The organism is Kitasatospora sp. NPDC101108 (genome assembly GCF_055584725.1).
Map to the genome: position 1 here is coordinate 18,908 of NZ_JBVJLM010000018.1, position 24,565 is coordinate 43,472.

The 24,565-nt window shown below is 72.1% G+C and carries 36 protein-coding genes; 24 read left to right on the top strand and 12 right to left on the bottom strand.

Annotated features, from left to right (window positions below; all coding sequences use genetic code 11):
* The first annotated feature begins 21 nt into the window (after nucleotides 1–21).
* Nucleotides 22–966 carry a terpene synthase family protein gene (locus tag ACZ6Z8_RS29880; RefSeq protein WP_465613148.1) on the top strand — a complete coding sequence of 315 codons (945 nt, stop codon included), beginning with the start codon at nucleotides 22–24 and terminating at the stop codon, nucleotides 964–966.
* Nucleotides 963–1,403, top strand: a complete 441-nt coding sequence (locus tag ACZ6Z8_RS29885) for a ferritin family protein (RefSeq protein WP_465613149.1) — start codon at nucleotides 963–965, stop codon at nucleotides 1,401–1,403. The genes ACZ6Z8_RS29880 and ACZ6Z8_RS29885 overlap by 4 nt, the downstream gene beginning before the upstream one ends.
* 67 nt (nucleotides 1,404–1,470) lie before the next feature.
* On the opposite strand, the gene ACZ6Z8_RS29890 is transcribed toward ACZ6Z8_RS29885, so the two are convergent.
* Nucleotides 1,471–1,755 carry a hypothetical protein gene (locus tag ACZ6Z8_RS29890; RefSeq protein WP_465613150.1) on the bottom strand — a complete coding sequence of 95 codons (285 nt, stop codon included), beginning with the start codon at nucleotides 1,753–1,755 and terminating at the stop codon, nucleotides 1,471–1,473.
* Between the two features lie 211 nt (nucleotides 1,756–1,966).
* Between ACZ6Z8_RS29890 and ACZ6Z8_RS29895 the strand changes: the two genes are divergently transcribed.
* The 7 genes from ACZ6Z8_RS29895 to ACZ6Z8_RS29925 all read left to right on the top strand — a co-directional run bounded on the left by ACZ6Z8_RS29895 (nucleotide 1,967) and on the right by ACZ6Z8_RS29925 (nucleotide 7,286).
* Nucleotides 1,967–3,247, top strand: coding sequence for a transcriptional regulator (locus ACZ6Z8_RS29895; protein WP_465613151.1), 1,281 nt, complete (start codon nucleotides 1,967–1,969; stop codon nucleotides 3,245–3,247).
* A 206-nt stretch (nucleotides 3,248–3,453) separates the two neighbouring features.
* The gene (locus tag ACZ6Z8_RS29900; RefSeq protein WP_465613152.1) at nucleotides 3,454–3,684 is read left to right on the top strand and encodes a hypothetical protein; all 231 of its coding nucleotides are present in this window, start codon (nucleotides 3,454–3,456) and stop codon (nucleotides 3,682–3,684) included.
* Nucleotides 3,681–3,851, top strand: coding sequence for a hypothetical protein (locus ACZ6Z8_RS29905; protein WP_465613153.1), 171 nt, complete (start codon nucleotides 3,681–3,683; stop codon nucleotides 3,849–3,851). Before ACZ6Z8_RS29900 ends, ACZ6Z8_RS29905 begins: the two co-directional genes overlap by 4 nt.
* Nucleotides 3,852–3,949: 98 nt before the next feature.
* Complete coding sequence (locus ACZ6Z8_RS29910) at nucleotides 3,950–4,702, top strand: hypothetical protein (protein WP_465613154.1); 753 nt, start codon at nucleotides 3,950–3,952, stop codon at nucleotides 4,700–4,702.
* A gap of 103 nt (nucleotides 4,703–4,805) precedes the next feature.
* Nucleotides 4,806–5,369 carry a hypothetical protein gene (locus tag ACZ6Z8_RS29915; protein ID WP_465613155.1) on the top strand — a complete coding sequence of 188 codons (564 nt, stop codon included), beginning with the start codon at nucleotides 4,806–4,808 and terminating at the stop codon, nucleotides 5,367–5,369.
* 193 nt (nucleotides 5,370–5,562) lie between these two features.
* Nucleotides 5,563–6,594 carry a hypothetical protein gene (locus ACZ6Z8_RS29920; protein ID WP_465613156.1) on the top strand — a complete coding sequence of 344 codons (1,032 nt, stop codon included), beginning with the start codon at nucleotides 5,563–5,565 and terminating at the stop codon, nucleotides 6,592–6,594.
* A 155-nt stretch (nucleotides 6,595–6,749) separates the two neighbouring features.
* Entirely contained in the window at nucleotides 6,750–7,286 is a 537-nt protein-coding gene (locus ACZ6Z8_RS29925) for a hypothetical protein (protein ID WP_465613157.1), read from the top strand.
* 77 nt (nucleotides 7,287–7,363) lie between these two features.
* On the opposite strand, the gene ACZ6Z8_RS29930 is transcribed toward ACZ6Z8_RS29925, so the two are convergent.
* The 4 genes from ACZ6Z8_RS29930 to ACZ6Z8_RS29945 form a co-directional block, all read right to left on the bottom strand.
* On the bottom strand, nucleotides 7,364–7,585 hold the full coding sequence (locus tag ACZ6Z8_RS29930) for a hypothetical protein (protein ID WP_465613158.1): 222 nt from the start codon (nucleotides 7,583–7,585) through the stop codon (nucleotides 7,364–7,366).
* A 329-nt stretch (nucleotides 7,586–7,914) separates the two neighbouring features.
* Nucleotides 7,915–8,466 (bottom strand): hypothetical protein, encoded by a 552-nt coding sequence (locus tag ACZ6Z8_RS29935; RefSeq protein ID WP_465613159.1) that lies wholly within the window; start codon nucleotides 8,464–8,466, stop codon nucleotides 7,915–7,917.
* Nucleotides 8,467–8,496: 30 nt separating this feature from the next.
* The gene (locus ACZ6Z8_RS29940; RefSeq protein ID WP_465613160.1) at nucleotides 8,497–9,621 is read right to left on the bottom strand and encodes a site-specific integrase; all 1,125 of its coding nucleotides are present in this window, start codon (nucleotides 9,619–9,621) and stop codon (nucleotides 8,497–8,499) included.
* Nucleotides 9,622–9,715: 94 nt separating this feature from the next.
* On the bottom strand, nucleotides 9,716–10,273 hold the full coding sequence (locus ACZ6Z8_RS29945) for a hypothetical protein (RefSeq protein ID WP_465613161.1): 558 nt from the start codon (nucleotides 10,271–10,273) through the stop codon (nucleotides 9,716–9,718).
* A 229-nt stretch (nucleotides 10,274–10,502) separates the two neighbouring features.
* Here ACZ6Z8_RS29945 and ACZ6Z8_RS29950 point away from each other — a divergent pair, with 229 nt between their 5' ends.
* Nucleotides 10,503–11,174, top strand: a complete 672-nt coding sequence (locus tag ACZ6Z8_RS29950; RefSeq protein ID WP_465613162.1) for a hypothetical protein — start codon at nucleotides 10,503–10,505, stop codon at nucleotides 11,172–11,174.
* Nucleotides 11,171–11,647 (top strand): hypothetical protein, encoded by a 477-nt coding sequence (locus ACZ6Z8_RS29955; RefSeq protein WP_465613163.1) that lies wholly within the window; start codon nucleotides 11,171–11,173, stop codon nucleotides 11,645–11,647. The genes ACZ6Z8_RS29950 and ACZ6Z8_RS29955 overlap by 4 nt, the downstream gene beginning before the upstream one ends.
* A gap of 82 nt (nucleotides 11,648–11,729) precedes the next feature.
* On the opposite strand, the gene ACZ6Z8_RS29960 is transcribed toward ACZ6Z8_RS29955, so the two are convergent.
* Nucleotides 11,730–12,398 carry a hypothetical protein gene (locus ACZ6Z8_RS29960; RefSeq protein WP_465613164.1) on the bottom strand — a complete coding sequence of 223 codons (669 nt, stop codon included), beginning with the start codon at nucleotides 12,396–12,398 and terminating at the stop codon, nucleotides 11,730–11,732.
* 191 nt (nucleotides 12,399–12,589) lie between these two features.
* Between ACZ6Z8_RS29960 and ACZ6Z8_RS29965 the strand changes: the two genes are divergently transcribed.
* The 7 genes from ACZ6Z8_RS29965 to ACZ6Z8_RS29995 all read left to right on the top strand — a co-directional run bounded on the left by ACZ6Z8_RS29965 (nucleotide 12,590) and on the right by ACZ6Z8_RS29995 (nucleotide 17,699).
* The gene (locus ACZ6Z8_RS29965) at nucleotides 12,590–13,264 is read left to right on the top strand and encodes a hypothetical protein (RefSeq protein WP_465613165.1); all 675 of its coding nucleotides are present in this window, start codon (nucleotides 12,590–12,592) and stop codon (nucleotides 13,262–13,264) included.
* Complete coding sequence (locus ACZ6Z8_RS29970; RefSeq protein ID WP_465613166.1) at nucleotides 13,261–13,800, top strand: hypothetical protein; 540 nt, start codon at nucleotides 13,261–13,263, stop codon at nucleotides 13,798–13,800. The genes ACZ6Z8_RS29965 and ACZ6Z8_RS29970 overlap by 4 nt, the downstream gene beginning before the upstream one ends.
* Entirely contained in the window at nucleotides 13,797–14,369 is a 573-nt protein-coding gene (locus tag ACZ6Z8_RS29975) for a hypothetical protein (protein WP_465613167.1), read from the top strand. The genes ACZ6Z8_RS29970 and ACZ6Z8_RS29975 overlap by 4 nt, the downstream gene beginning before the upstream one ends.
* 84 nt (nucleotides 14,370–14,453) lie before the next feature.
* A complete protein-coding gene (locus ACZ6Z8_RS29980) occupies nucleotides 14,454–15,233 on the top strand; it encodes a hypothetical protein (RefSeq protein WP_465613168.1) in 780 nt (259 codons plus the stop codon).
* 125 nt (nucleotides 15,234–15,358) lie between these two features.
* Complete coding sequence (locus ACZ6Z8_RS29985) at nucleotides 15,359–16,459, top strand: M4 family metallopeptidase (protein ID WP_465613169.1); 1,101 nt, start codon at nucleotides 15,359–15,361, stop codon at nucleotides 16,457–16,459.
* A 230-nt stretch (nucleotides 16,460–16,689) separates the two neighbouring features.
* Entirely contained in the window at nucleotides 16,690–17,133 is a 444-nt protein-coding gene (locus ACZ6Z8_RS29990) for a hypothetical protein (RefSeq protein WP_465613170.1), read from the top strand.
* Nucleotides 17,130–17,699 (top strand): bifunctional DNA primase/polymerase, encoded by a 570-nt coding sequence (locus ACZ6Z8_RS29995; protein WP_465613171.1) that lies wholly within the window; start codon nucleotides 17,130–17,132, stop codon nucleotides 17,697–17,699. The genes ACZ6Z8_RS29990 and ACZ6Z8_RS29995 overlap by 4 nt, the downstream gene beginning before the upstream one ends.
* 72 nt (nucleotides 17,700–17,771) lie before the next feature.
* Here the strand turns inward: ACZ6Z8_RS29995 and ACZ6Z8_RS30000 are convergent, their stop codons facing one another.
* The gene (locus tag ACZ6Z8_RS30000) at nucleotides 17,772–18,242 is read right to left on the bottom strand and encodes a transcriptional regulator (RefSeq protein WP_465613172.1); all 471 of its coding nucleotides are present in this window, start codon (nucleotides 18,240–18,242) and stop codon (nucleotides 17,772–17,774) included.
* 252 nt (nucleotides 18,243–18,494) lie between these two features.
* Here ACZ6Z8_RS30000 and ACZ6Z8_RS30005 point away from each other — a divergent pair, with 252 nt between their 5' ends.
* Both ACZ6Z8_RS30005 and ACZ6Z8_RS30010 read left to right on the top strand, forming a co-directional pair.
* Nucleotides 18,495–18,830, top strand: coding sequence for a hypothetical protein (locus ACZ6Z8_RS30005; protein WP_465613173.1), 336 nt, complete (start codon nucleotides 18,495–18,497; stop codon nucleotides 18,828–18,830).
* Between the two features lie 111 nt (nucleotides 18,831–18,941).
* On the top strand, nucleotides 18,942–19,316 hold the full coding sequence (locus tag ACZ6Z8_RS30010; RefSeq protein ID WP_465613174.1) for a hypothetical protein: 375 nt from the start codon (nucleotides 18,942–18,944) through the stop codon (nucleotides 19,314–19,316).
* 33 nt (nucleotides 19,317–19,349) lie between these two features.
* On the opposite strand, the gene ACZ6Z8_RS30015 is transcribed toward ACZ6Z8_RS30010, so the two are convergent.
* Nucleotides 19,350–19,475: a hypothetical protein gene (locus tag ACZ6Z8_RS30015; RefSeq protein WP_465613175.1), complete on the bottom strand. Its 126-nt coding sequence runs from the start codon at nucleotides 19,473–19,475 to the stop codon at nucleotides 19,350–19,352.
* Nucleotides 19,476–19,816: 341 nt separating this feature from the next.
* On the opposite strand from ACZ6Z8_RS30015, the gene ACZ6Z8_RS30020 reads away from it, so the two are divergent.
* A complete protein-coding gene (locus ACZ6Z8_RS30020; protein ID WP_465613176.1) occupies nucleotides 19,817–20,335 on the top strand; it encodes a hypothetical protein in 519 nt (172 codons plus the stop codon).
* On the opposite strand, the gene ACZ6Z8_RS30025 is transcribed toward ACZ6Z8_RS30020, so the two are convergent.
* The 4 genes from ACZ6Z8_RS30025 to ACZ6Z8_RS30040 all read right to left on the bottom strand — a co-directional run bounded on the left by ACZ6Z8_RS30025 (nucleotide 20,302) and on the right by ACZ6Z8_RS30040 (nucleotide 22,086).
* Nucleotides 20,302–20,901: a hypothetical protein gene (locus ACZ6Z8_RS30025; protein ID WP_465613177.1), complete on the bottom strand. Its 600-nt coding sequence runs from the start codon at nucleotides 20,899–20,901 to the stop codon at nucleotides 20,302–20,304. The genes ACZ6Z8_RS30020 and ACZ6Z8_RS30025 overlap by 34 nt on opposite strands.
* Nucleotides 20,902–20,976: 75 nt before the next feature.
* Nucleotides 20,977–21,399, bottom strand: coding sequence for a hypothetical protein (locus tag ACZ6Z8_RS30030; protein WP_465613178.1), 423 nt, complete (start codon nucleotides 21,397–21,399; stop codon nucleotides 20,977–20,979).
* Nucleotides 21,396–21,722 (bottom strand): hypothetical protein, encoded by a 327-nt coding sequence (locus tag ACZ6Z8_RS30035; RefSeq protein ID WP_465613179.1) that lies wholly within the window; start codon nucleotides 21,720–21,722, stop codon nucleotides 21,396–21,398. The genes ACZ6Z8_RS30030 and ACZ6Z8_RS30035 overlap by 4 nt, the downstream gene beginning before the upstream one ends.
* 67 nt (nucleotides 21,723–21,789) lie before the next feature.
* The gene (locus tag ACZ6Z8_RS30040) at nucleotides 21,790–22,086 is read right to left on the bottom strand and encodes a hypothetical protein (protein WP_465613180.1); all 297 of its coding nucleotides are present in this window, start codon (nucleotides 22,084–22,086) and stop codon (nucleotides 21,790–21,792) included.
* A 228-nt stretch (nucleotides 22,087–22,314) separates the two neighbouring features.
* Between ACZ6Z8_RS30040 and ACZ6Z8_RS30045 the strand changes: the two genes are divergently transcribed.
* From ACZ6Z8_RS30045 to ACZ6Z8_RS30055, 3 genes are read left to right on the top strand one after another with little or no spacing between them, the layout of a single operon-like run.
* Entirely contained in the window at nucleotides 22,315–22,938 is a 624-nt protein-coding gene (locus tag ACZ6Z8_RS30045; protein WP_465613181.1) for a ParB N-terminal domain-containing protein, read from the top strand.
* A complete protein-coding gene (locus ACZ6Z8_RS30050; protein WP_465613182.1) occupies nucleotides 22,938–23,882 on the top strand; it encodes a hypothetical protein in 945 nt (314 codons plus the stop codon). The genes ACZ6Z8_RS30045 and ACZ6Z8_RS30050 overlap by 1 nt, the downstream gene beginning before the upstream one ends.
* Nucleotides 23,879–24,532, top strand: coding sequence for a 7-cyano-7-deazaguanine synthase (locus tag ACZ6Z8_RS30055; RefSeq protein WP_465613183.1), 654 nt, complete (start codon nucleotides 23,879–23,881; stop codon nucleotides 24,530–24,532). The genes ACZ6Z8_RS30050 and ACZ6Z8_RS30055 overlap by 4 nt, the downstream gene beginning before the upstream one ends.
* Nucleotides 24,533–24,565: the final 33 nt, after the last annotated feature.

A 24,565-nucleotide genomic window follows, 5' to 3' on the forward strand; every position in this document is an offset into this window, starting at 1 on the left:
GACGGGCGGGGCGGTGGCGTGATGGAGCAGCAGGCGGTGCGGGACGAGCTACGGCGCACAACGGCCGCGTGGATGGCCCAGGCGGACATCGCCCCGCCCGGCACGACCCCTGTCGACTACCTCCGCCACGGCTACGTCGACCTCGCGGCGACCGCCTGGCCCACCCACCTCGGCACCGAGGGGCACGCCACCACCGTCCGCTGGATGGTCTGGATGTGGCTGTGCGACGACTACCTCGACACCACCGCGCGCACCCAGATGCCGGGGACCGTCGCCCGCTTCGTCGACGACTGCCGGCGCGCGATCGAGGGGTACCCGCCGCCGGGCGCCGCGCACCCCCTCGCGGCCGCCGCCCTCACCCTCGGCCACGACACCCGGACGGCGACCACCGTCCCCTGGTGGCGCCGCTACCGCGACCACATCCTCCATTGGCTCCTCACCGCCCACGACAACCACCGGCTCTACGACCGGCCCGGCCGTACGCCCGCCCTCGACGCCTACCTCGCCGCCCGGCACACGGACGGCGGCATGCTCGTTGCCGCCGGGTGGTGCGAACTCGCCACCGGGGCGTTCGTCCCGTCCGGGGAGTGGGTGAACCCGAGGGTGCAGGACGTCCTCATGCGGTTCAGCAACGCGGCGTGCTTCATGAACGACCTCGCCGACCCGCCGCAGGAGTACCGGGCCGGCCGGGGCCGGAACATCGTCGCCTCCATGGTCGCCGGCGGCACCGACCCCGACGCCGCCGAGCGCCAGGTCCGCGCCCTCCTCGACGGCGACCTCGCCGCCCTCGACCTCTTCACCACCGCCATCGCCACCGGCACCACCTACACCACCGCGACCCGCAGGTGGGCCACCGCCGTACGCGGCTTCACCACCGCCCTGCGCGGCTTCACCGACACGTCCGACCGGTACGGCGCGGCGCGCGTCCCGGAGCAGCGGACGCCCGCCGGTAGCCTCACCGCATGAGTCGCAAGCGCACCACCCACCAGCCGCCGGCGGACACCGCCGAGGGGCTCACCGCCCTGCGTGACCAGATACGCGAGGAGGTCCGCGAGGCCCGCGAACTCCTCGCCGACCTCCACGCCGCCATCAAGGAGGCGAGGACCGTCCTGCCCACCCTCGTCGAGGCCGCAGTCCAGCCGGAGGTGGACCGGGTCGTCGCCGCGCTCGGCGACGAGGTCACAGCCACCATCAAGCAGGCGGAACAAGGCATCTACCGGTGCTTCGACCAGATGGCGGAAGCCATCCTCGGCGACGGCGCGAGGAGCCGCCGCAAGGGGGAGACGTCGATGGCCGACATCCTCGCCCAGGCCCACGCCATCGGCGGCCCGGTGCCCGCCGACATGCCCAAGCTCGCCGACCCCTACCCGGACGACGTCCCCGCCACCTTCACCGCCGGGTAGCACCCCCGGCCGGCACCGCGCGACCACGCCCCCGGCGGTCGGGACGGCCACCCCGGACCGGTTAGGGCTAGTCGTCGCCTCCGTGATCCCGAAGCCACCCAGGGGCATCACGGACCTCGTGCATCCGGCGGCCGGTGACCTCCTCGTACAGGTCCATGTCGCCGGTGTCGATGGCGATCATGATCGCCGTGCCACGCAAGGCAGAGACGACGTTGAGCAGGTCCTCGACGCCGTAGTCCTGCATCCGCCAGCCGAGATCGCCCATCCGCTCGACCAGCAGCCGCAGGCCGCCCGAGGCGGCCACGGCCTGGCGGGCGAGGGCGGCAAGCTCCGCGTCCCGGTCCTCGGCCATACCCCCAGCCTGCGCCCGTTCCCGCCGGTGCGCCCCCGGAGATACAAGATCGTCCGGTAAGCGGACCGTTCACCCTCCCGCCGCAGGCCCTCGCCCATAATTGATCACGTCGTCACCGTGCCCACCCACCGGCCCGAACGCCCGGCCGTAGAACGGGACTCGAACGGGTACGGTCCACACGGAGCCGGTGAGGCCGAGCAGGGGAGCGGGCATGGACGGGCACGGCACCAACGACCGGATCGGCGCACTCATCGCCACCCGCCGACGCCACCTCGGCCTCACCGAGGAGGACGTCGCACGGAAGATCGCCACGGCCAGCGGGCACAGGCACGTGCCGACCCGCAACGACGTGTGGCGGTGGGAGACCGAGTACGAGGGCCGCACCCCGAGCCCCGTCTACCTCCCCTTCCTCGCCACCGTCCTGGACGTCGACGAAGACCGCCTCCGCCGCGCCCGCGCCGCGACGAAGGCCGCCCGCCGCACCGGGGGCGCCGGCTACCCGCGCGCCACCCCCGCCGAGATAATCGCCTCCTGCACCCCGCCCGGCACCGAGTTCTCCGCCCTCGGCACCAGCGTGGGAAACCGGATCGGCATGGGCAACGCGGACGCCCTGCTGCGCCGCGTCCACGGCTTCCGGCTCGCGGACGACTTCCTCGCCGGCGCGGACCTGATCGACACCCTCGTCCGCGAACTGGACGACGCCATCGACCTGTACAACGGCACCAGCCACACCGAGGACGTCGGCCGGCGCCTCCTCACCGGCATCGCGGAGATGGCGCAGCTCGCCGGGTGGGTGGCAACGGACACCGCCGGCACCCACGACCCCGCCGCCCTGTTCCGCAAGGGAGTGGACGCCGCCCGGATCGCCGGCGACGGCCCCCTGACCGCCCACCTCCTCGGCTCCTGGGGCTACTGGACCGCCAACCAGGGGCGCCGCCACGTCCCGCGCGGCCTCGAACTCGTCCGGGCCGCCGAGCACGCAGCCGCGGGCGGCTCCGTCCGCGCCCAGGCCCTCACCTCCGCCCGCCTCTCCTGGGTCTCCACCCTCGCCGGGGACCAGCGCACCGCGCTGTCCGCGATCGACAGCGCGATGGACCAGACCGCCATGGCGGACGAGGAGGGGCCGGCGGCCGCCGACCCCCGCCGCTGGCTCTACTGGGTCAACTGGGACGAGCAGCAGGTGATGCAGGCCCGCGTCTACACCGAACTCCGCCGCCCCCTGCGCGCCGTCCCCCTGCTGCGCACCGTCCTGACGACCTACGACCCCTCGCACACCCGCGAGTACGCCCTGTACAGCTCGTGGCTCGCCGTCGCCCTGTTCAACGCCAACGAGCCCGAGGAGGGAGCAGCGGCCGCCGACCGCATGTTCCGGGCGATGGCCGGCAACCCGTCCACCCGCGCCCTCAGCCGTTCCAGGACCGTTCGCGCCGCGCTGCGCCGCCACCACCAGGTGCCCGAGGTTGCCGACGTGCTGCTCCGGTGGCCCGGGTGACCCGGAACTGGAAGACGGATTGGTAGACGTTCTGGCACTGTGCCGGCCGTTCGGCGGCCCGTAGTTTCTTGATCAGTCGTCCGACGCGATGAGATCCGGGCCCCCGACCCGGGTTGGTGGACCGCGTCGGCCGGCAGCCCAGTTGGGCCCCGCCGGCGCATTCTCCCGGCGGGGCCCGCCGCGTTCGAGAGCTCGGGAGCCCCCGCATGCCGAACAACCAGACGCACCCGTGGAACCTCAACGGTCCCGCCAAACTGTCCGACCCGTCCCCTCCGCTGCCGCGCCAGCACAACCCCCGGCAGAGGTCGGCGGAGAACACCGCCGCGTCGCAGGCCCGGCTCACCATGGACGAGCACCGCGCCGAGAACGGCCTGTGCGTCCGCTGCGAGATCCGGACGCCGTGCCAGCCCCTGCGAGACGCAAAGGCCCTCCTGTGACCCGCATCCGGGTGCTCCAGCCGCTCGGCCCGAACGAGTACCCGATGGACTTCGAACGGGCCCGCCGCCGGTGCCTGACCCTCCGGCGGTTCAGCAGCGGGATCGTGCGCAGCCAGCGACGCCGGGCCGAAGCCCGCTACGTCGCCGCCGCCAGGATCACCCGGTAGGCGCCCGCTCCTGGTCCGGCCGCCCGGTGGGCGGGCGGCCGGACCAGGTTGGCCTGATCCCGCCTCCGGCCCCCACCCGCTGCGGAACAATGCGGCCCATGGACGACGACGCCACCAGCACGCACACGTTCACCGGCGACCACACGGCCCTCCAGGAGTGGCTGTCCCTCCACTCCGGCTTCCGGATCGCCGACATCACGCTGCCCGACCACAGCGTGCTGCTCTACCTCCACGCCGCGCCCTTCGCCGTACAGGGATGGTCCAGCGCCGACCTCGGCAGGACCCTCGAAGTCGGGACCATCGCACGCGGCGCCCCCGACGACGACAGCGCGGCCCACGCCCTGGCCCTCCTCCTCAACCGGGGCGACCTGCTCGACGCGGTCCTCTCCGACGCCGACGCCGCGAAGGACATGAAGGACGCCAGGACCCGGGGCGCCCTGCTCAAGCAGGCATCGGACTTGAGCGGCGAGCGCACCAGGGCCGGCCGCGAGTTCGCGTCGCACATCACGTACGACGTCCGGCCGGGCGCCACCTACGACCTCCCCAGCCAGAGCACGATGACGAACTGGCTCATCACCACCGAAGGCATCCCGGCCGCCACCACGGAGGCGTTGCACAAGGCCGCCGGCCGGACTCTGACCGGCACACAGCTCGGCGAACTGCTGGTGGAGTCCGCACGGACCGCGCTGCTCGACAACGGCGGCGACGACTGGCGCGACCGGCGCGCGCACGGCAAGGACCTGCGAGAGAAGGTCTTGCCGGAGGTCGTCCGGCAGGTGTGGCGGGAAGCCCCCCAGGGGCCGGTCAACGAGGCCCTCCGCGCGCTGGCCTACACCCGCCGCCTGGAGTGAGCGCGGGCGGGCCCCGGCCCCGGAGGCCCGCCGCCCCGTGGAAACGGCGCTACGGCGGCACGGCGCCCCGTATCGACGGGTCTACGGACCTACGATCACCCGCATGCACTACACCGGCATTGACGACGTCCTGCGCCGCGTCCTGCGCGACCACCAGGTGGAAGACGAGCAGCGCTGGTACCGGAACCCCGGCGCCAGCCCGCTCGGCCACCTCGGGTTCCTGCCCACCCTCGCCGCCAGCGACGCCTACTTGCGCACCCAGGACTTCCCCGCCCCGCCGGACCCCGAGCGGGAGCCACCGCGCGCCATGGCGGCCCGGCTCCTCATACCCGGCGAGATGATGCCCACCCTGGTCGCCTACTTCCGCCGCAACCCCCTCGCCTGCGTCTACTACGTCGGGGCCAGCGCCTACCCGCGAACGCGCCTGGACCTCGCCGCCGGCGGCCAGCCGTCACCAGTCGTCCCGGCACCGGGCCCCGGCCACGCCGAGTACCACCTCTACGCCGCGCACGCCGATGGGTCGGGGACCGTCCTCACCCACGTGTACGGGCGGCCGGACCGGGAGGAGGAGTACGGGCCCGGCACCGTGCCGGAGGAGTCGCAGATCGGCGCCTTCCTGGCGCGCCTCGCCTCCGTCCTCGCCAACGCCAGCGGCCGGCCCGGTTGACGGCCCTTCACCCCCGGCCATAGATTCAGGTCAGCTGGTGGAGCAGATTCGTCCCCCGCCGGCCGGTCCCCTTCACCGGGTGGCCGGTCTCCCTGCACCCGCAGGGACGCAAGCGCGCCGAACCGGGCGCGCCACACGCACGCCGTACCCGGCGCTGCGCCGCGTCCCGCCACGCCGACCGGCAGGAGAGACCATGTCCGAGCAGACCACGCCGCCCGCACCGACCGCCGAGCAGCTGCGCACCTGGCTCACGGAACAGCAGCCCGAGTACAGGTGGGTGGTGCAGGAGCAGCCGGACGGTGCCCTGCGCGCGCACATCCCGCCGCTGTACCCCAACCTCCCGCTCGGGTACAGCGAGAGGATCGCCATGTCGAAGGGCCGGGCACAGATGCACCGGCCGGGGTGCCCGTGGCCCCTCGCCGCCGACCGTGTGAACGAATCCGGGGACCGGGTGGAGAGCGGAGGCGTCGCGCTCCTGGTACGCCTCATCACCCCGGCCGAGGTCGAGGCCCGTACGGCGGCGGCCGAGCAGCGCAGGCAGGAGACGGCCGGGCGCCAGCAGCAGGTGGAGGCGCAGCAGGACACCCGCGTTCGGGAGGAGCTGGAGCTCCAGCGTCAGGTCCAACAGCGCTGGCGCGCAGCGCACGCCACGGACCACCCCCTGCGCTCCGTCCCGCCAGCCGAGCTGCCGGCCCTGGCGCACTCGCACGCCGAGGACTTCTACCACGGCTTCCTGGAGCCGATGAACTTCCGGCCGGTCAGCCCGGAGATGTTCCCGCGCGGCGCACGGCCCCGGGCCGCAGGGGTATGGACGTCCCCGGTCACGGCGGGCACCGGCGACACGGTCGAGGGGACCGTGTGGTCGGACTTCTGGGACCGGCTGGGCGGCGACTCCTGGGCCTACGCCGAGCACCTGCTGATCGTCCCGGACCCCGCCGCCCGCGTCCTGCTGGTTGACGGCCTGGACGACCTGCTCGCCCTGGTCCAGGAGTACCCCAACCCCCCGACGCTCGACGCCGGCGGCGATGACCACCGCTTCCCGCACTGGGCCGGGGTCGCTGCCGACTGGGACGCGGTGTATCTCACCGCCGCCGGTGCCGCTGCGTTCGGCAACGCCCCGGACGACGTCGCCGACGACGACGAGCCCAACCTCCACGGTTGGCACTGCGCCTGCGTGTTCTGGCTGCGTCCGGCCTTCACCGTGCCTCACGGCCTCGGGTTGTAGGCCCCTTAGCGACCGTGGGCCCGTAGCGACGGATCGCCGTCGTTGCGGGCCCACGGCACGTCGAGCTTGCCTCCGCCATCAGGCTTGATAGATTTAGGTCATCGAAAGGCGGTGGTTCGAACCCCGAACCGCGCCCGACCGGATTGGACGCCACGATGACCGAGATCCACGCCATACCCGCCCCCGTCGCCCCGGTGGCCTACAGCCGCGACATCACCCGCATGCAGTACGTGACGGCGGTCGCCTCCGCCCCCCTCACCGCCGTCACCCCCTACCTCACCACCCACTGCCCCGAGTGCGACGAGGTCCCCGAAGGACCCGACGGCCACCACATCATGATCGACCGCTTCGTGGTTGTCGGGTGCGAGGGCTACCACGTCGTCAACCCCAACGTCGTGGGGATCATCAGCGAGTGGTGGCACGACTGGCGCATGGACCCCCGCACAGCCACCCCGGACACCCCGAGCCCCCTCGAAGCCGCCCACCCCATCTACGCGGCCGCCGTCGCCGCCGTGCCCTTCCTCGTCGCCGCCCCCCGCATCACCTTCGACTGCCCCGACTGCCTCGAGGAGTCCCCGGGCGCCATCACCGCCGAGCACCACCTCACGGTCGGCGGGATCGTGGTCCTCGGGTGCGAGGGCACCCACCTGGTCGCCCCCGACGTCCTCGGACTCCACCCCAGCGACGAGTAGTCCCGCCCCGTAACGCGGTAGGCCCGTAGGCACGGAACACCGTGCCTACGGGCCTACCGCGTTCCCCGGGCGCCCGTTCAGGCGGCCGGCGTCGAACAGCGGCACACCGTCGCCCCGCACGCCCCGCACTTGTACCCCTGGCCCTCGGGTGAGCCGGAGCGGCGCAGCATGATGCCGTGCCCGTCCGGGCACGTCGGATCGCCGGTGATCGGGTCGCTCCCGGCGTAGTGCGCGAGATCGTGCGCCGACTCGTGGATCTGGCGGTCCACGTCGTCCGCGCCGCCTTGGTTCCTCGGCATGGTTCTCCCTCCCCGGCCGCCACCCCGGCGGCCATCCGTGGCGCTCACGCTACGACCGGGGCGCCGGCGGACGCAGGGGTTCCACGCATCACGCCGTAACCCCGTAGGCCCGTAGCAGCGGAACGCCGTCGTTACGGGCCTACGGGGCGGCAAGGGGGCGCGCACGGCCGGTCGTGGGTGTAGGCGGGTCCGTCGTCCGGCCTCGGCGCGGCACTACCCGGTAGGCCCCCGTCCCAACGTCTTCGCCGCCGATCCTTCCCCTCCATCCCGGCCGTGCGCCCGCCCACCGTACCGGGCGCAGCAGGAGGCGCCGGAACGGCCGCCGGCGGTCACCAGCCGGGCCGCGCCGGGTCTGCCTGACTCCGCATCCGCTCCCGCTCCGCGAGGACGGCGGCCCGCATCTCCGGGGAGCTGGCGGTGAGCCCGGTGAACTCCTCCGGGAGGCCGTCCAGCGCGGCCACCATGTCGTCGTGGATGTTGCACTCCGGGATCACCCGGGACGTCTCCACGTAGCGGCCGCCCGGGGCCGTGAGCCGGACGCGGACGGTCAGGGTTCCCCGCCCGGCCCGGGGACCGTCCTCCTCGGCGAGCTGCCGCCACCGCCTGTGGGGCTGCCCGTCCGGGGCCGGGGCGCGGGAGTAGTTCGGCGGCATCGTGCACTCCTCGCACCCATGCGGCTCCTGGAGCCCGCTGTGCTGCGCCCAACCCCCCATGGCGTTCCGCAGGTGCGACCGCACGCACCCGTCCTCGAGCAGGAAGGTGCGTACGGCCGACCGGCCGTTCGGCGCGGTCAGCTCGATCAACGCGTCCAGGTAGACCCCGCCGAACGGGCCCCGGTCACCTGCCTTGATCCGCGGCTCGTGCCGCCCCCACCCGCCCACGCTGTTCTCCTCCGGTCCGGTGTCAGTGGGTCAGGAATCTACTGTCCACAGGTCCTCGGTACCGGCGTCTTTCCACTGATCCGCCTCTTCGAAGTACCCGTCCAGGGCGGTGGAGTTGTGCGCCCACCCACCCCGGTCCGCGATCCACTTCCGGTCCCGCTTGGCCCGGCGGCCGGCGATGGCACCACCCCGGCGGGAGGAGTGCCCGGTGATCCGGGGCGCACCCTTGACCAACGCACCAACGGCGGTCAGGACGGCGCCGATCGACTCGGCGGCCAACCCCTTCCCCAACATCGGGGTGTGCCAGAGGTTGTGGAGCCGGATGTAGGCCGGGGAGTCGGGGTCGTCGCCGAGGCCGGCCGCCTCGATCCATGCCCAGTGCGCGCGCACCGCGCACACCGCCGGGTCCGGGTTGTACTTCACCGGGACCGTCCGGCCGACCTTGCCCCGCTCCGACCCCTTCGTCACCCGGACGGAGACCAACATCCCCTCCTTCGTCGGGACGAAGTCGCGCGTGAGCAGGAACGACATCTCGTGCTCACGGGCCAGGATCTCGAACGACGTCAGGGTGATCGACCGGTTCCGGATGCCGTCGAGGGTCGGAGGGAGGCGTCGCAGCGCGGCGCGGATGTGCGCCGGGTAGAACGGGTTCGCCTTGCCCCGGCCGCGCGCCGGCACGTTGGGCTCCTTCTGCTCCTTGGCGTGCAGCTCCTTGAGGTGGGTGCGCGCCTCCTCCGCGATGGTTTTCGGGAGCAGCAGGTGGTAGGTGTCGCGGGCGGTGACGACGACGCCGGAGAGGCGGCGGTCGATCGTGTTGTAGGCGTACCGCGCGGTTGTGCCGTCCCGCTTGGTGTACGGGGTCTCCCACAGCCACCCGGCGAACATCATGAGGGTGCCGGGGGTGACACCGAGGGGCGGGATGCCGGTGGCGGCACAGAACGTGCGCCAGGAGGCCCAGTCCTGGTCGTACCCGGCCTGGGTGTTGTCCGGCTTGTTCGCCCGGTTGTGCTCGGCCGCCTTCTCGTCGATGACCCGGAGGGCTTCGCGTTCCTCCGGCGTGAAGTCCTCCGGACGGACGAGCTCCTCGTCCGGCGCGGTGCGGGCGAGTTGGTGCGGCTGGGAGGGGATGAGGTTGGTGCCGGCGTCCGTCGACACCGGCACCTCCCCGGCCACCGGCGGCGTCACGCCGCACCGCCGGCAGGGCAGTGCAGGCGCCCGGGCGTCTCGTTGGTGGTCATCTGCCGGCCTCTCAGAGCGTGCGGTCGAGGATGTCGGCGAGGTGCGCGAGGTGGAGGGTCACGCGGGGGAGGCCGTCGTCGGGGCGGGTCACGGTGTAGTCGTCGGGCTGGAGCCCGAGGGCTTCGAGGCGGTTGGTGATCTTGGCGAAGGTGGTGTCGGTGTAGGCCGCCCACGCCTCGATGATGTCGTCCGGGTGGACGATGCGGAGGTGGATGTCGTCGGGCAACTCCCGGTCAACCGCCTCCGGTTGGAGGAGGCCGGTGCTGGTGGGGACGGTGCGGGCGGCGGCGACGAGGGCGGCGGCTTCGGCTTCGCCGTCGAGTTCGGCCCGGACGCTGACGCCGAGGTTGATGGCGGGCCAGGTCCGGTGGGAGGTGACGGCGAGGACGCCGACGTCCCGCTTGCGCGACGCGGTCCGGGCTTCCGGGGCGCAGCGGTAGTCGTTGCCGTCCTGCCACCACAGGTTCGAGGTGTCGATGGGGACGAGCAGCGACCAGTGGCCGGCCGTGCGCTGGAGGAAGGGGACGCCCCGGTAGGCGGTGAGGGCGGTGATATCGGATCGCTTCATGGATCGGGGTCCTTCGGCTCTCGGTGCGGTGCGCCCCGGGCGGTGGTGTCCGGTTCGCGGTGCTGTGCGTGGCTTGCCCTGGTTTGATGGTGGGCCGCTCATGGACTCGGGATATGTCAGGTTATTCGGAGTCCATGAGGTGATCACACCCTAGCGTGCCCACCCAGCACCCGTACCCAATTCACCACATTGACCATGTTGACCAATCTTCCGTGAGTAGGGTGCACCCATGACCCCCGTTCACGAGCGAAACGCGTATCCGTACGCGAGGATGCCACTCAGCCCGGCGGCCGCCCGGGACATCCTCACCCGGATCATCACCGACCAACCGATCGCCCGCCTCGCGCTGATCGAACGCGTCAAGGCGGTGCACGCCGCCGGCGGCGGCCTGCCATCGACGGACGAGCACATCGTCGCGACGATGAAGCGCGCCCTCGCCGACGCCAAGAAGGAGGGCGCCCTGGTCTCCATCCGCTTCGGCTGGTACCAGCGCGCCGAGGGATGGGAGCCGCAGGCCACCGAGTGGACCACCTCGTCCCGCGACGGCTCGGGCTGGCTCGGGGCGCCGGTACTGGACGCCGGCATCGCGGCCGTCCCCGGCCGGACGAGGACCAGCACACCGGAGTGGACACCCGGCCCGGCCGTCCTCCGGTTCCTCGGCAACGCGTTGAACGACCGGGACGTCAGCCTGCCGGCGAAGGGCCTCCTAGCCCTCTGCGCCCGGTTCGGCATCGCCCGCAACATCGAGGGGATCGCACTCCTGGAGGGGTACGCGCCGGAGGACATCACCCCGGCGCTCAACGAGATGGTCGCCCACGGGTACGCGGTCCGCGACGGCTCCCTGTACCACCTCAACGTCACCGCCACGACGCCCAGTTCGTCGAAGGCGGTGTCCTCGTGACTCTGCTGGTGCGCTGCCAGGGCTTCGCGGAGGGCACCATCAACCCGTGCGCCTTCACCCGGGAGATCGAGGTGGGGACGGAGTTCGGGAAGATCAGATCGTGGCTCGACAAGCGCGGATGGTCGACGTCGAAGAACGGGCGGGGCGGGACCTTCCACTTCTGCCCGGCCTGCACCGCCCGCCACCGGGCGGCCCGGGCCGCCCGCCGGGAGGAGAGGGGCATCCTCCCGAAGCCGCCCAAGCCACCGGCCGATCCCCGGCCCGGCGACGCGGTCCGGGACGCCCTCCGCCCCGCCGGGACGGCCGGCATCCGAGCCGCGGAGCAGCTGATCCACGCCGGCCACCGAACCGTCGACGCGGTCGCCGCACTGACCGACAAACAGCTGTTGGCGATCTGGCACATCGGGCCGAAGGCGGTGGCCGCCGTCCGCGCCGCGATCCCCTACAACGCCGAAGCAGGGAGCGGGGGTTGACCGGACGGGGCGCGCGGTATGCGGCGCCCCGCCCATTCCCTCCACGTCAACGGCTCCATCGAACCGGCTGACGGACCAGCCGTCAGATGGTCCTCGTCAACGCGACGGTCTGGCAGGCGTCGGCACGGACGACCCGCATCCACGTGGACGGCGTCGGCACCATCGACGGGGGCAGGTCCACGTCGGCGAGCAGAGCCACGGTCTCGGCGTAGGCGTCCCGGACGGCACCGTGGACACCGGGCAGGCGCAGGTCCTGCTCAATCGCGGTGCGCAGCTGGGCGATCGAGTGCGGCGTGACCGGCCACGTCCCGCCCATCAGGCGCCAGGTGAGTTTCTCGCTGCGGGTCTTGCCGCGCAGGCCCGGCGCATCCATCAGGTAGTGGCCGATGCCCAGGAGGCGCCCCACCAGCCAGGGCGCATCGTCGCCGGTCAGGTCCGGGACGGACTGCCGCCTGAGCGCGGCGGAGACGGCCTGCTGGGTGACGCCGGACACCTCGGCGATCTCATCCTGTGTCCAGCCGTGCCGGTGCAGGATGCTGAACAACGCGGCGCGCGCCTGCGACGCCTCCTCGCCATCGGCGATGCGCTCCGCCATGTTCCCGAAGAACTCGCGGGCGTGCTCCTGGGTCATGACCCGCTGGCCCTCCGGCAAGGGCGCCTCGATCTGGGCGAGGATCTCCTCGACCTCTTCCGGGGTGGCCCCGATGGGGATGTCGGAGACGGCGGGGAAGAGGGGGGTTTCGTCGGACATGCTGCTCCCGGGTTCGGTGCCGCCGGCGGCGACTACAACGATGTTGTACAAGATAGTTGTAGCAGGGGCCGGGAGACCGTACAACGTTGCCGTGGAAGGCAGTTGACGCGAGGGAGTGCGCCATCCTGCCGCGCGCCCCCAAATCCCCTCTTTCACCTTTCTCCCCCCTGTTCCGGCTGTAGGCTCCCGCCATGGAACCGACGCCGTACCCCTACCGGGGCGTCCCCCTCAGCCCGTCCACCGCACAGGCCGTGATAGCCGAGTACGTCACCACGGAGGCCGTCACCCGGGCCGACATCATCGCCGCCGTCCGCGCGATCCACGCCGCCGGCGGCGGCACCTTCACCACCGAGAGCCATCTCCTCGACAGCGTGAAGCGCGCCCTGGTCTCCCTCCTCGCCGCCGGCGCCTTCCAGTCCCCCCGCAAGGGTTGGTACTTCGCCACCAACCCCCCCGCGCACCGCGCACCGTGGACCGCCGCCGCCACCGGCATCCCCCCTGGTCCGCTGCTCATCATCTCGGCCAACGGCTACTACCCGCCCGACGCGCCGGACGGCTTCATCACCAACCTCCAGCTCACGTTGGAGGAGCACGTCCGGACCTCCGCCACCGTCGCCGGGCTCACCGTCACCGGCGTCACCTTCAACCACCGGCCGGTCGTGTGGCGCGAAGGTGCGCCCGACACCGGCGACTGGATGCGCGCGCCGAAGGGTGGGGAGCAGCCGGTCGCGTTCGAGTGCGAGGCGGCGGCCAGCATCGCGCCGCAGTCGGCGGACCCCGAGGCGCTCCGGTTCGGCATCCAGGTGCCGGCACCCCTCCTTTCCCGCGTCCAGCGCACCGAATCGATCGAGGACACCATCCTGTGAGCCACCCACCGCAGCCCCAGCCCGATGAGTCCGACGTCCCCGAGCCGCGTCGGGACACCGCTTCGTTCGGCCGCGCCGTGCTCGGCCACCTTGCCCGTAAGGAACCGCCGTTCGGCCCCACGCCGGAGGAGGTGGCCCGGACCGGTGCCTGGACCTTCGGCGGCCAGGTGGTCGGCTACCTCGGCCACACCGAGCCGCCGTTCGCGCCCACGCCGGCCGACGTCGAGGAGCAGCAGGCCGAGGAGGAGTACCGGCGGAGCCGCCGGCAGGCCGACGACCTCGAGTACCTCGATGGCTACTACCGGCTGCGCGAGCGCCTGGGCGTCACGCTCGCCATCGGCGGCCGCGTGAGGAAGGACGGGGTGGAGGGGGAGATCGTGGACACGACCGGCCGCTACCTCATCCTTCAACTCGACGGCCGGGAGGGCACGATGACGGCCCACGTCACCGCGAACATGGAGTACCTCGTCGACGGCCGGTGGGTGGCCGCGACCCCGCTGCCCGATCCGTACGCCACCCCCAGGGAGTCCCAGTGACCACCGAAGCCACGCCGTCCACCGAGTCCGTCGAGCGCGTCCGCAAGCAGTACGACGGCTACGCCGGCGTGTACGTGGAGAGCGTCATCACCGAAGCCGCGGTCTTCCTCGATGCTCTCCTCGACACCGCCGTGGCGCACGGGTTCGAGCGCACCGACGCGGATCTCGGCTGGCTCACCCACAGCGCTGTCGAGGCGACCGGCAGCAAGTACAGCCGCGTGAACAGGAAGTCGGAGCGGTCCGTCGCCGAGAACAACGGGCTGCTCAACGCCCTGACGTTCAGCTTCGGCAGCATCGAGGGGGTGACCGTTGTGCCCTCCCTGGTACGGATGGGCGTGGCGGTCGCGCCGGTCGCCGGCGGCCCGACGTGGGGGACGGACGGCCGGTCCGGCCTGGCGGTCTGCCTCTACCTCGACGGCGGGTGGGACCTGATGGTCAACCAGGTGACAGGGAGCCAGGTGTACTCCATCTGCGCCCCCTTGACGGGGGAGGGCGCGGTCGAGGTTGCGGACGCCGTCCACGGCATCCTCACCGGCACCGCGCCGGACCCGTTCCGCCGGCGGCGGTAGCGCCCCCGGCCTGGACCCTACGAAGCAGCGCAGCAGTGTTCCGCCGGGGGACCGTCCCCGGCCCGTAGAGAAAGTGGTATAGCGATGTTGGCGAACCTGGAGAACCCGCACATCAGCGGGCCGGTGGAGCTGGACGTGGTCGAGGTTGAGTCGGCCTCCGAGCGGGCGGCCCGGCCGGAGGGCCTGTACGTGTCGATGGGCCCGTGGGGCTGGGTGACGTCGACGGGGCGCGGCGGCCCCTACATCCCCGGGGCGAACTACAGCCGGAACCGTGGCGGCTACCTCTGGCTGATGGATGGCACCCACGTCCTCGCCATCGCGGAGCTGCTGTGCGGCCAGGACGAGTGGCGGGGGAAGGTCGAGCGCGCGGTGCGCGAGGTGGGGCCGTGGGCCCGGGTCGTCCGCGCCCTCGCCGAGGTCACCGCGTTCGAGACGATGATCGAGGTCATGCGGGCCGACGTGGAGACCATCCTCGACTCGTACGACGACCCGTTCGACGGCGGCCCGGGCTCGATGGAGACTAACGCCTGGGACCGCATCAACGTCCTGGCGACCACCGAGGACCGGGAGAAGTCCCTGGCCGACCGGCGGCACCTCGGCCTGGTCGTCGCCGACCGCCTGGCCGCGTCCAACCGGGCCGCCCGCGCGGTGGCGCTGGCCATCGCCGACACCACGGCCAAGGCCCCCTCCCGCGTCTGGTCGACCCCGGAGGACCGGGCGCCCTTCCTCAGCGCGCACATCGCCACCAACCTGATTGCCGGGTGGGCGGCCCTCCGGGAGATGCGAGACCCGCTGATCACCTGGGCCCGCGACGTCGCCGGCCTTCACGACAACCAGATCGACGACGCGCTCCGGCGGCGCTGACCGTACGGCAGGACGGCGGCCAGGGCCCCGAGGATGGCGATCCTCGGGGCCCTCACTCATCCCCTGGAACCGGGGGCCCGGCGCGGCCCGCCGTGGTTGTCGCGCCGCCCCTACACCCTGACGCCATGAACCAGAACTCCCACGGCGGCGGCCGGCCGCCGGTGTGCACGATCGTCCCGCCCCACATCCTCCGCCGTCTCGCCAAGGAGGGGCACCGGCCCGCCCGGGACACCCTCCTCGTCGACGTCGTCCAGCGCCAGCGCCGCGAACTCGTCGGCAACCTCACGGCCCCCGGCGGCCACCGCCTGCTGCGCACCATCACCGACGCCCGGCACACGGAGACGTTGCCAGGCCGGGCGGTCCGGTTCGAGGGCGCGGCCGCCGGCCGGGACCGGGCGGTGGGGCAGGCGTACGACGGCCTCGGCGCCACCTTCAACCTCTTCTACAACATCTTCGGCCGCGTCTCGATCGACGACGCGTGGATGCCGCTGGACGCCACCGTGCACTACGGCACCCACTACGACAACGCCTTCTGGGACGGTTCCCGGATGGTGTTCGGCGACGGTGACGGCGACCTCTTCGCGGCCGGCGCATTCACCGCCTGCCTCGACGTCATCGGCCACGAGCTGACGCACGGCGTCACGCAGTACACCGCCGGGCTCGCGTACAGCGGGCAGTCCGGCGCCCTGAACGAGTCGCTGTCGGACGTCTTCGGGTCGCTGGTCAAGCAGTACACGAAGCGGCAGACGGCGGCCGAGGCGGACTGGCTGGTCGGCGCTGGCATCCTCGGCCCCGGCGTCCACGGCGTCGCTCTGCGGTCGATGCGGGCGCCGGGCACCGCGTACGACGATCCCCGGCTCGGGAAGGACGGGCAGCCGTCGCACATGTCCGGGTACGTCACCACGACCCAGGACAACGGCGGGGTGCACCTCAACTCCGGCATACCCAACCACGCCTTCTACCTGGTGGCCTCGGAACTGGGCGGCCACGCTTGGGAGCGGGCCGGCCACATCTGGTACGAGACGCTGACGGCCGGCGGCCTGGCACCGAACGCCAACTTCACCGCCTTCGCCGCCGCCACCGTGGCGGCCGCCCGGCGGCTGTTCCCCGACGACCAGGCGGTGGCCGACGTGGTGACCGGCGCCTGGGACCGCGTGGGCGTCCACGTGGCGTTCCACCCGGCGGCCGGGCCCGCCGGCGACTCCTCGGCCCCCACGGCGGCGTAGACGGCGGTTCCGCGTACGCGCCGCCCGCGATGCACTACAGTCGGGCCTGCGGCCCTTGTGACCGTGGGCCCGGCTCAAGGCCCGGTTGCGTCCGGCCCAGACCTGGACGCGCACGCCGAAGGTGCGACGCGCAGAGCCACCCCCACCGCTTCACCGCTCCACCTCCCCTTGGCCTCGCTCTCAGCGGCCGGTGAGTCTGGGATCGCCGCAGCCGCGGAAGAGAGCTTGAGATGCCGAAGAACCACGCGCGCAAGATCGCCATCACGAACCTCAAAGAGCAGGCGGGCCTCAAGAAGTACTCGTGCGCCGTCGCCCTCTACGACCACCCCGACGCCCATGAGCGGGAGTTGATGTTCGGCTACCTGACGACGTACTACGACATCAACACCTTCCGGGAGGCCCTCAACTACCTGCGCGCGGAGCAGAACGACCCGCGCAACAAGCTGATGTGCGAGGTGTGCGGCTGGACCAACGGCATGGTCTGCCCGGAGTGCGCGGGGTGCGGGTGCGAGACGGGCTGCACCGGCTGGCGGCACCGGGAAGATGACGGGGACGACTACGACGACGAGTACGACCCGTACGCGTGCCAGGAGTGCGGGGCCGGCGGCGGTGGCGACCCGTACGGCGAGTGCGTCTGCTACGAGGACGAGGACGACGAGGAAGAGGCGGCGTGAACGCGGTCGCGGACGCCACCGTGGCCGTCCGGCGGGGCCTCGCCGTCTTCCCGCTCCCGGTCGGCGGCCGGGTACCCGAGCCCGGCTGGCACCGGCTGGCGACGCTCGACGAGGACGTCCTCCCGGCCCTCCTCGCCGGCGGCCGCAACGTCGGCGTCGGGTGCAGGGCGTCCAACGTCGTCGTCCTGGACCTCGACGTCCACCACGCCGCCGGACCGGCCCTCAACGGCCTGGAGACCCTGCGGGCGCAGCTGGAGGTCCGGGGGTACCCGGACTGGCCGGACACCTTCACCGTGATGACGCCCAGCCAGGGCCTCCACCTCTACTTCGAGGCGCCGGCCGGACGCGTCATCGGGAGCGGCTCCGGTGCCCGCGCACTCGGCCCCGGGATCGACGTGCGCGGGCCTGGGCGGCGCAGCGGCGGGTACGTCGTGGGTCCGGGGTCGATCGTCGGCGGCCTGCCCTACACCGTCGTCCACGACGCGGCTGTGGCCCCGCTGCCCGGGTGGATCGCCGACCGGCTGGCGGCGGACGGTGCGGGCCGCCGTCGCGCCGTAGACCCGTAGGTACGGCTCCCCGCATCTACGGGCCTACGGCGCAGCCGGGTGCGCAGGCGGCGGGCCAGGGTGGGGGGTGGGTCAGATGACGGCGATGACCAGGGCGGAGAAGAACAGCCAGGCCATGTGCCAGGACTGATCGAGCGCCACGGCGCCCGTGCCCAGGCTCGGCGCCCACTCACCCTTCGCGGTCACCGGCCGGGCCGGGCTGTCCGGGCCGGCGACGTCGTAGAACTCGCCCTTGCCGAGGAGCCGGGCAAAAGCGGCGAGTGTGGTCCGGCGGTCCGCCCACCAGTGCGAACCTGCGTCGAGCGCGAAGCCGAGCACCAGGCCGACGACGCTCAGGTGGATGTCGAGGAGGGCGGCGGCCAGGAGGACCAGGAGGGCCTTCGTGAGGGTCAGGGACGCGACGTGCTTGGTGCACGCCCACCGCCCGATCCGCCCCGGCTTGCCCTTCGTCAGGGCCTGGTGATGGGTCTGCGCCCAAAAATCACCGATGTGGTGTCCGGTGAGCAGGGCGGCGAAGACGACGACGAAGACGATGGCGTGCACGGTAGATCAACTCCATGAGGGAGAAGGGTGGTTCAGTCCGACCGGGCTGGTGAACTGAGAATGCCGCTGCGACAAGGCCCGCAGTGCACAGGCAGTGCATGCGTGGGGTGTTTCGCGTCACAGCGCGTACGAAGGGGAGAAGCGGCGCCGGTACAAGCATTCCGCTGCGGTGCGCACCGCCGTAGTGCCGATGGCACCATCCCGCAAAGCCGACTTGTGCTATGCGGGCCACGAAACGACGAAAGGACCCCCGTGAATTACCTGGAAGTCGACCCCGAGATGCACATGTACGACTGCCCGGGAACCCTCCCCGGCGGGCGCGGATGCGACATGTGCAAGGGCTGGGAAGGCCGACCGTTCGAAGACCTTCGACGCGAACTCGCTGGGCTGCCGCCGGTTGTTCCCGTAAGCCTGCCGGCCCCGGCCGAGGAGCCGGAGCCGGAACCGTCGAGCGCGTGCGTCCGCGCCGACCACTGCGAGCGCGTCATCTACGAGGGCGGCTTCTGCACGTGCGACGTCCCGTACGACTACGACTCGGAGCCCACGGACATGGCGGACCTGGAGGACGGTGTAGACCCCCGCTGGTGAGTGCCCTGCCGGACTCCCGGAGCAGAGGCGGGAGCACTCACCCGTACGCCGGCTCGGGCCTCACCCGGCCGGCGGTGCGTCCGCTCCGGCGCCGCCGTCTCGGATGGGGGCATGACACGACACTCGCTGTTCCACCCCGACCAGCTCTACGGTGAGATCATCGCCGTCCGCGTCCGTGACTACGTCCTGCACCCGAGCAAGGGGTACTGCATCCTCGTCGACGTCGCGACGGCAACCGAGGTGCACACCCGGCGGCTCGTCCACCACGGCGTCCTGGTCAACCAGTTCGGCACCTGGCGCGGCTCCGACGTGGTCGTCGGCCAGCTGAGCCAGATCGGCACCGGCATGTCCACCCCGTGGGTCCTCTACCCCGTCCCGCTAGACCGGAAGGACGAGGTGGACGCGCTGCTCAACTCCGAGCACGCCCAACTGCTCTTCGACAGCGACCAGGTGCAGCCGCTCTTCGGCACCGAGGACGGCGCGTAGGCGCGGCGCGCCGGGCGCGGGCCCGGCCGGCGGTCAACTGGCGGCCGCCAGCGGGAGGACGTCGTCCTCCTGGTCCTCCTCGGGCTCCTCTGCGTCGTCGACGGCGAAGAGGACCAGCTCCCGGGTGTCGTAGACCGGGGGGAGGAGCGACGGCTGCACTGCCGGAGCAGCCGTTGGTCCTCCCACGTGCCGTTCCCACGATCCCCCGCAGGAGACCAGCGACCGCACGCCGGGCTGGCCCTTCGGGGGATCGTGTCTCCAGACGCGTCCGGCCTGGTTCAGCGCGCACTCGCGCCGGCATACAGGACAGGCGCCCTTTCCGTACCGTGCCATTCGGGTACCTCCTCCGCCCGATCGTGGGCCCTTCTGGGTGAAGGCTATCCACGACCCCGGGGCCAGGCCCCGGGAACGCTGGACCTCGGGCTGTCTCCCGCGGCGGGTAGCTTCGGGGCATGAACGGGACCAGGAGGCGGCCGGGGCGGCGTACCGCCGGTTTGATCGTGACGAATCCGGACGGCGACGTCTACACCTGGGCCGCGCGTCCCACCCCCACCGGCGCCACCCGCGACCTGGTCGCCCTCGCCCACCTCCCGGCCGACATGCCCCCGCTGCCCGGCGCCTGGTGGGCCCTCGGCGCGCACTTCGGCCTCGTCGGCTGCGCCACCCGTATGACGCTGCTGGCCGTCACCCCGGAGGGTGAACGGCATGAGGCGGGGTGGACACACCTCTACCGGTACGAGTGCGGGCGGGGGTCGCGGCCGTGCATCGTCCGGCCGGAGCCGTACACGGTGCAGGGGTGGCTGGACGGGCGGCGGGCGGCGCACATGGCGGTGTTCGGCGGGTGGGAGCCGGGCGCGGGGCCGACGTGGCGGGTGTACCAGCGCGCGGTGCGCGCGGCCGCGAGGACGGCGGCCGCCGGCGGGCCGGGCCCCGGTTCGGTGCTGCGCCTACCGAGCCGTCCGGCGGGGCGCGGGGGAGTTGGTTTTCAACTTGGCCGGGAACGCTCTGCGGTCTCGTAGTGTCCGGCGAGCTCCTCCAGGACACTGGCCATCCCGCGCAGTTCCTCGGCTGCCTCGCGCAACTTCTTGGCGCCGCCGGGCGTCTCCTCCGGGTCCGTCGTTGCGATGTCCAGGACGGTCGACAGGGCAGAGGAGATACCCCAGGCCGGCAACACCAGGCGAGGCAAGACGATCTCGTCGCCGCGCTTGATCGCAGCAGTGCGAGAGGTCAACAGGTCAGCGAGGCGCTGCGCGACCAGGCGCAGGAGCGCGGTTTGGGCGTAACCCGCGTCTTCGCCGTTCTCGACGTTGGCGCCTTCGTACAGGTAGTCAGTCGCCAGGATCAAGTCCGAGACATGGTGTCCGGCGCCGCCAGCCGCGATCGACGCGTGCATGATCTGCATCTCGGCGGCCCCGGCCAAGGCGTGGGCCATACGTAGCCGCAGCAGGTCGGCGCCGCCGGCGTTCTCCTCCTCCTTCGCCAGTTCGCCGGGACTGAACGGGCGCTTCAACAGGCCGATGCTGGTGAGTGCTTGGAGGATTTCCGTCGTCGTAGCGACGGGTCCGGTGTCGGTGTTCTGTGCCATGGGCGTCAGCCTGGCACAGCACCACGTCCCGGCGCCGAAGTTCTACGGACTGAGGCCCGGTTGAGTCATCTACGGCTACCGGGCGGCGCGGCGGCGCGCGGGGACGTTGCGGCGGTCGACGGGCTGGTCCCAGGCGCAGCGTAGGCGCAGGGTGATGCGGGCGAGGACGGCGGAGGCGCGGGGGCGGGCCCGGGAGTCGTCGGCGGTGCGCTCGGCCATGTCGGCGAGGTGCTCCCACATCTGCCGCTCGTCGTGGATGCGGGGGCCGTTGCAGCCGAAGTCGCGGTGGTACAGGTCGGCGAGGATGTGGAAGTGGTCGCGGAGTTCGAGGACCGCCGGGTGGGAGGAGTGGAAGAGGGCGTCGGCCCCGGCCGTCCACATCTCGTAGCCGTTGTAGCGGCGCCGGCCGTCCCCGGGCCGGGACGGGACGGTGCCGGTGGCCCGGCGGTTGAACATCTCGTAGACGTCGCGCAGCGCGCGGTAGCGGCTGGTGCTCATGGCTCTTCCCCCCGGTGGCCGTCCTGCGCGGCCTCGTCGAAGCCGGGTGCGCGGCCCATCGCGCGCCAGGCGAGGATGGCCGCCTTCGCGGACGGCCAGTAGGCGGGCTCGACGTCCGCGTACTGCACGTACGCGGCGGCCCTGGTGCGGGCCAGGTTCACGGCCTCGCGGTGGTCCGGTGCCCGCTCCTCGAGGAGGCGGGCCTCCCGCTCGGCGGTCTCGACCAGGAGCAGCCCGAGGTCCTGGCGGTTGGACACCGGGCGGGGGAGGATGCCGGGTCGGCGCAGTGTCGTGCGCCATCGTTCGATCCGGGCTGTTCGCATCGTGACCTCCGTGGTGGTGATGGTCGGCCCCGCGCCGGGCCGCTCGCCTGCGGCGCGGGGCCGACGTCTAGGCGGCGTCCTGCGGCATCTGGGCGGCGCTGGGCCACTTCCCGTCGACGACCGGGCCGACCGGCTTGGTGTCGTCGAAGGAGGGGCCGAGGAGGGCGCGCAGCTCCTCGGCGTGGACGTACCGGAACCCCATGCCGGTGCCGGCCGCGACGTGCTCGGCGTAGCGCTCCGGGTAGTCGTCCTGCGGGTAGTGCTCGAAGACGCGGACGGCTTCGGTGTCGTACGTCGCGGTGATCGCGGCCCGGATCAGTTCGGCCGCGTTGGTGACGGACAACCCGGTGCCGATCTCCGACACGACCGTGATGACCGTCCGGTCCGGGTCGGCGAGGCGCCAGGTTCGGGCGGGTCGTTCCGTGCGGCCTGCGGGACCGGTGTAGATGACTGGCGCGGTGTCAACAAGGAGAGCCCCAAGGGCTTGTGTGGATGTGGTGGCAACCATGGCGGTCACCCTAACGGCGGCATCCGACAAACGGCGGTACGGCGCTACGGGTGTACGGCACTACGGCGTCGTACGGTCGAACGCATGATCCACGAAGCGTTGAAGCACCTCGCCGTCCCCGTGACGTCGATCAAGCCGTGGCCGGGCAACTACCGGCGCGGGAACGTCAAGACGATCATGGAAAGCCTGGAGGCCAACGGGCAGTACAAGGCGATCGTCGTCCAGAAGTCGACCCGGCGGATCTGCGCCGGCAACCACACCTACCAGGCCGCCGAGGCGCTGGAATGGGAGGAGGTCGCGGCGCACGTCCTCGACATCGACGACACGACGGCGCTGCGCATCCTCGCCGTCGACAACCGCGCATCCGACCAGGCCGAGAACGACGACGCCGAACTCGCTGCCGTCCTCGCCCAGCTGATCGAGGATGCGGAGGACGAGGAGACCGCGCTGATCGGCACCGGGTACACCGACGACGACTATCGCGACCTCCTGGCGAGCCTGGAGACCGAGGCCCCGAAGGACCTGGACGCCTTGGCCGAGGAGTACGGGGAGCCGCAGGAGGAAGACCTCTGGCCGACCATCAAGGTGAAGGTCCCGCCGCCGGCCCGGAACGCCTTCCTCGCCCTCACCGACGACGCACCCGACCCCGACGACGACTCCTCCCGGTTCGTCTTCCTCCTGCGCGCCGCCGGATGGGATGGCGTGTAATGCGGCCCCGCGTTCTCGCATCGTTCCACTATTTCCGGAAAATCGACCTGGCGGAGGTATTCGGGCCGCCGGGGGCGGTCGAGTTGTTCGCCGATTCCGGCGCGTTCTCCGCCTATCACACCGGGGCGGAGGTGGATCGCCGGGACTACGCCGCGTGGCTGCGGACGTGGGCCGGCTACTTCACCGTCGCCGCCAACCTTGACGTCATCGGGGACTACAAGGCCGGGGTGAAGAACCTGGAGTGGATGAGCGGCCAGGATCTCGGCGGCGTCCAGCTCATGCCCGTCTTCCACCCGGGCGAGCCCTGGTCACTGCTCGACTCGTTCACCAAGGAGTACCCGTACATCGCCCTCGGCGGAATCGCGGGTGTGCAGTCGGATTTGCGTAAGGCGAAGATGGCGTGGGGTATTCGGGGAATGCGGATATCCCGTGACAACGGCGCCGGTGTTCACGCATTCGGCGTGACATCCCCGCTGATCTGCCAGCACATGCCTTTCTACAGCGCCGATTCCTCGTCCTACACGTTCGGTGTCCGCATGGGCATCGTCTACCTCTGGAACGACGTGACGAAGAAGATCGCCACGTGCTTCTTCCGGAACCCGAAGGACGTGCAGCGGTACTCCTCCCTGCTGGTCTCCCACGGGCTCCGGCCCCACCGCCTCGCCGACTCCGCCTTCGCCCGGCCGAAGGACGCGGAGGACCGGGCGCAGGCGTTGAGGGACATCGCCGACCTCATCACGGCCTCCGCCACCTGCTACGTGCGGATGGGCCGCTACTACGAACAGCGCCACCGGGTGAGCGCACCCGCCGGGCAGGAAGGGATCGGGACGAAGGTGTTCCTCGCCGCGAACGGCACCCACAGCGCCGGACTGATCAAGGCGTTCCACGACATGCCGGACCCCGACCCGGGCCAGGCGCCGGTGCGGTCGGAGGTGGGAGCGTGAGCGCCCCCGCCGCCGGCAGCACCGTCGCCCTCTACTCCGGCGGCCTCGACTCCTGGTGCGTCGCGCACATCTGGCGCCCCGACGTCCTGCTGTACGTCGACACCGGCTCCCCCTACGCGGTGGCGGAGATGCGCTCGCTCACCGCGCCGGCCGGCCTCGCCGAGCGGATCGTCCGCGCCCGCCTCCCGCTGCCCCGCCCCACGGGCACGGACGTGGTCGTCCCCGGCCGCAACGCCCACCTCGCCCTGCTCGCCTCCCTCTACGGCGACACGATCATGATGGGCTCCACGGTCGAGGACAAGATCGCGGACAACACCGCCGCGTTCCCGCCGGTGATGACCGACCTCCTCGGCCTGCTGTGGGGCCCGCAGTGGTGGATTCCCGAAGGGCGGGACGTCACCGTGACCGCGCCGTTCGCCGCGCTGACGAAGCGGGAGATGGTCGCCGCCTACCTCGAAGCGGACGGCGACCCCGAGCAGCTCGTGACCCGCTCCCTCTCCTGCCACCAGCCGGTTCCGTACAGGACCGGTGCCGCCCGGCACTGCGCGAACTGCATCGCCTGCACCCTCAAGTGGCGCGCCCTCACCGCCAACGGCATCGCCCCCGGCTACGCCGAGCCGCCGGAGGAGGCGCTGCCCGATGGCTACTGACCGCCGGGCCGGTGTCCACGACCCGGCCGCCTA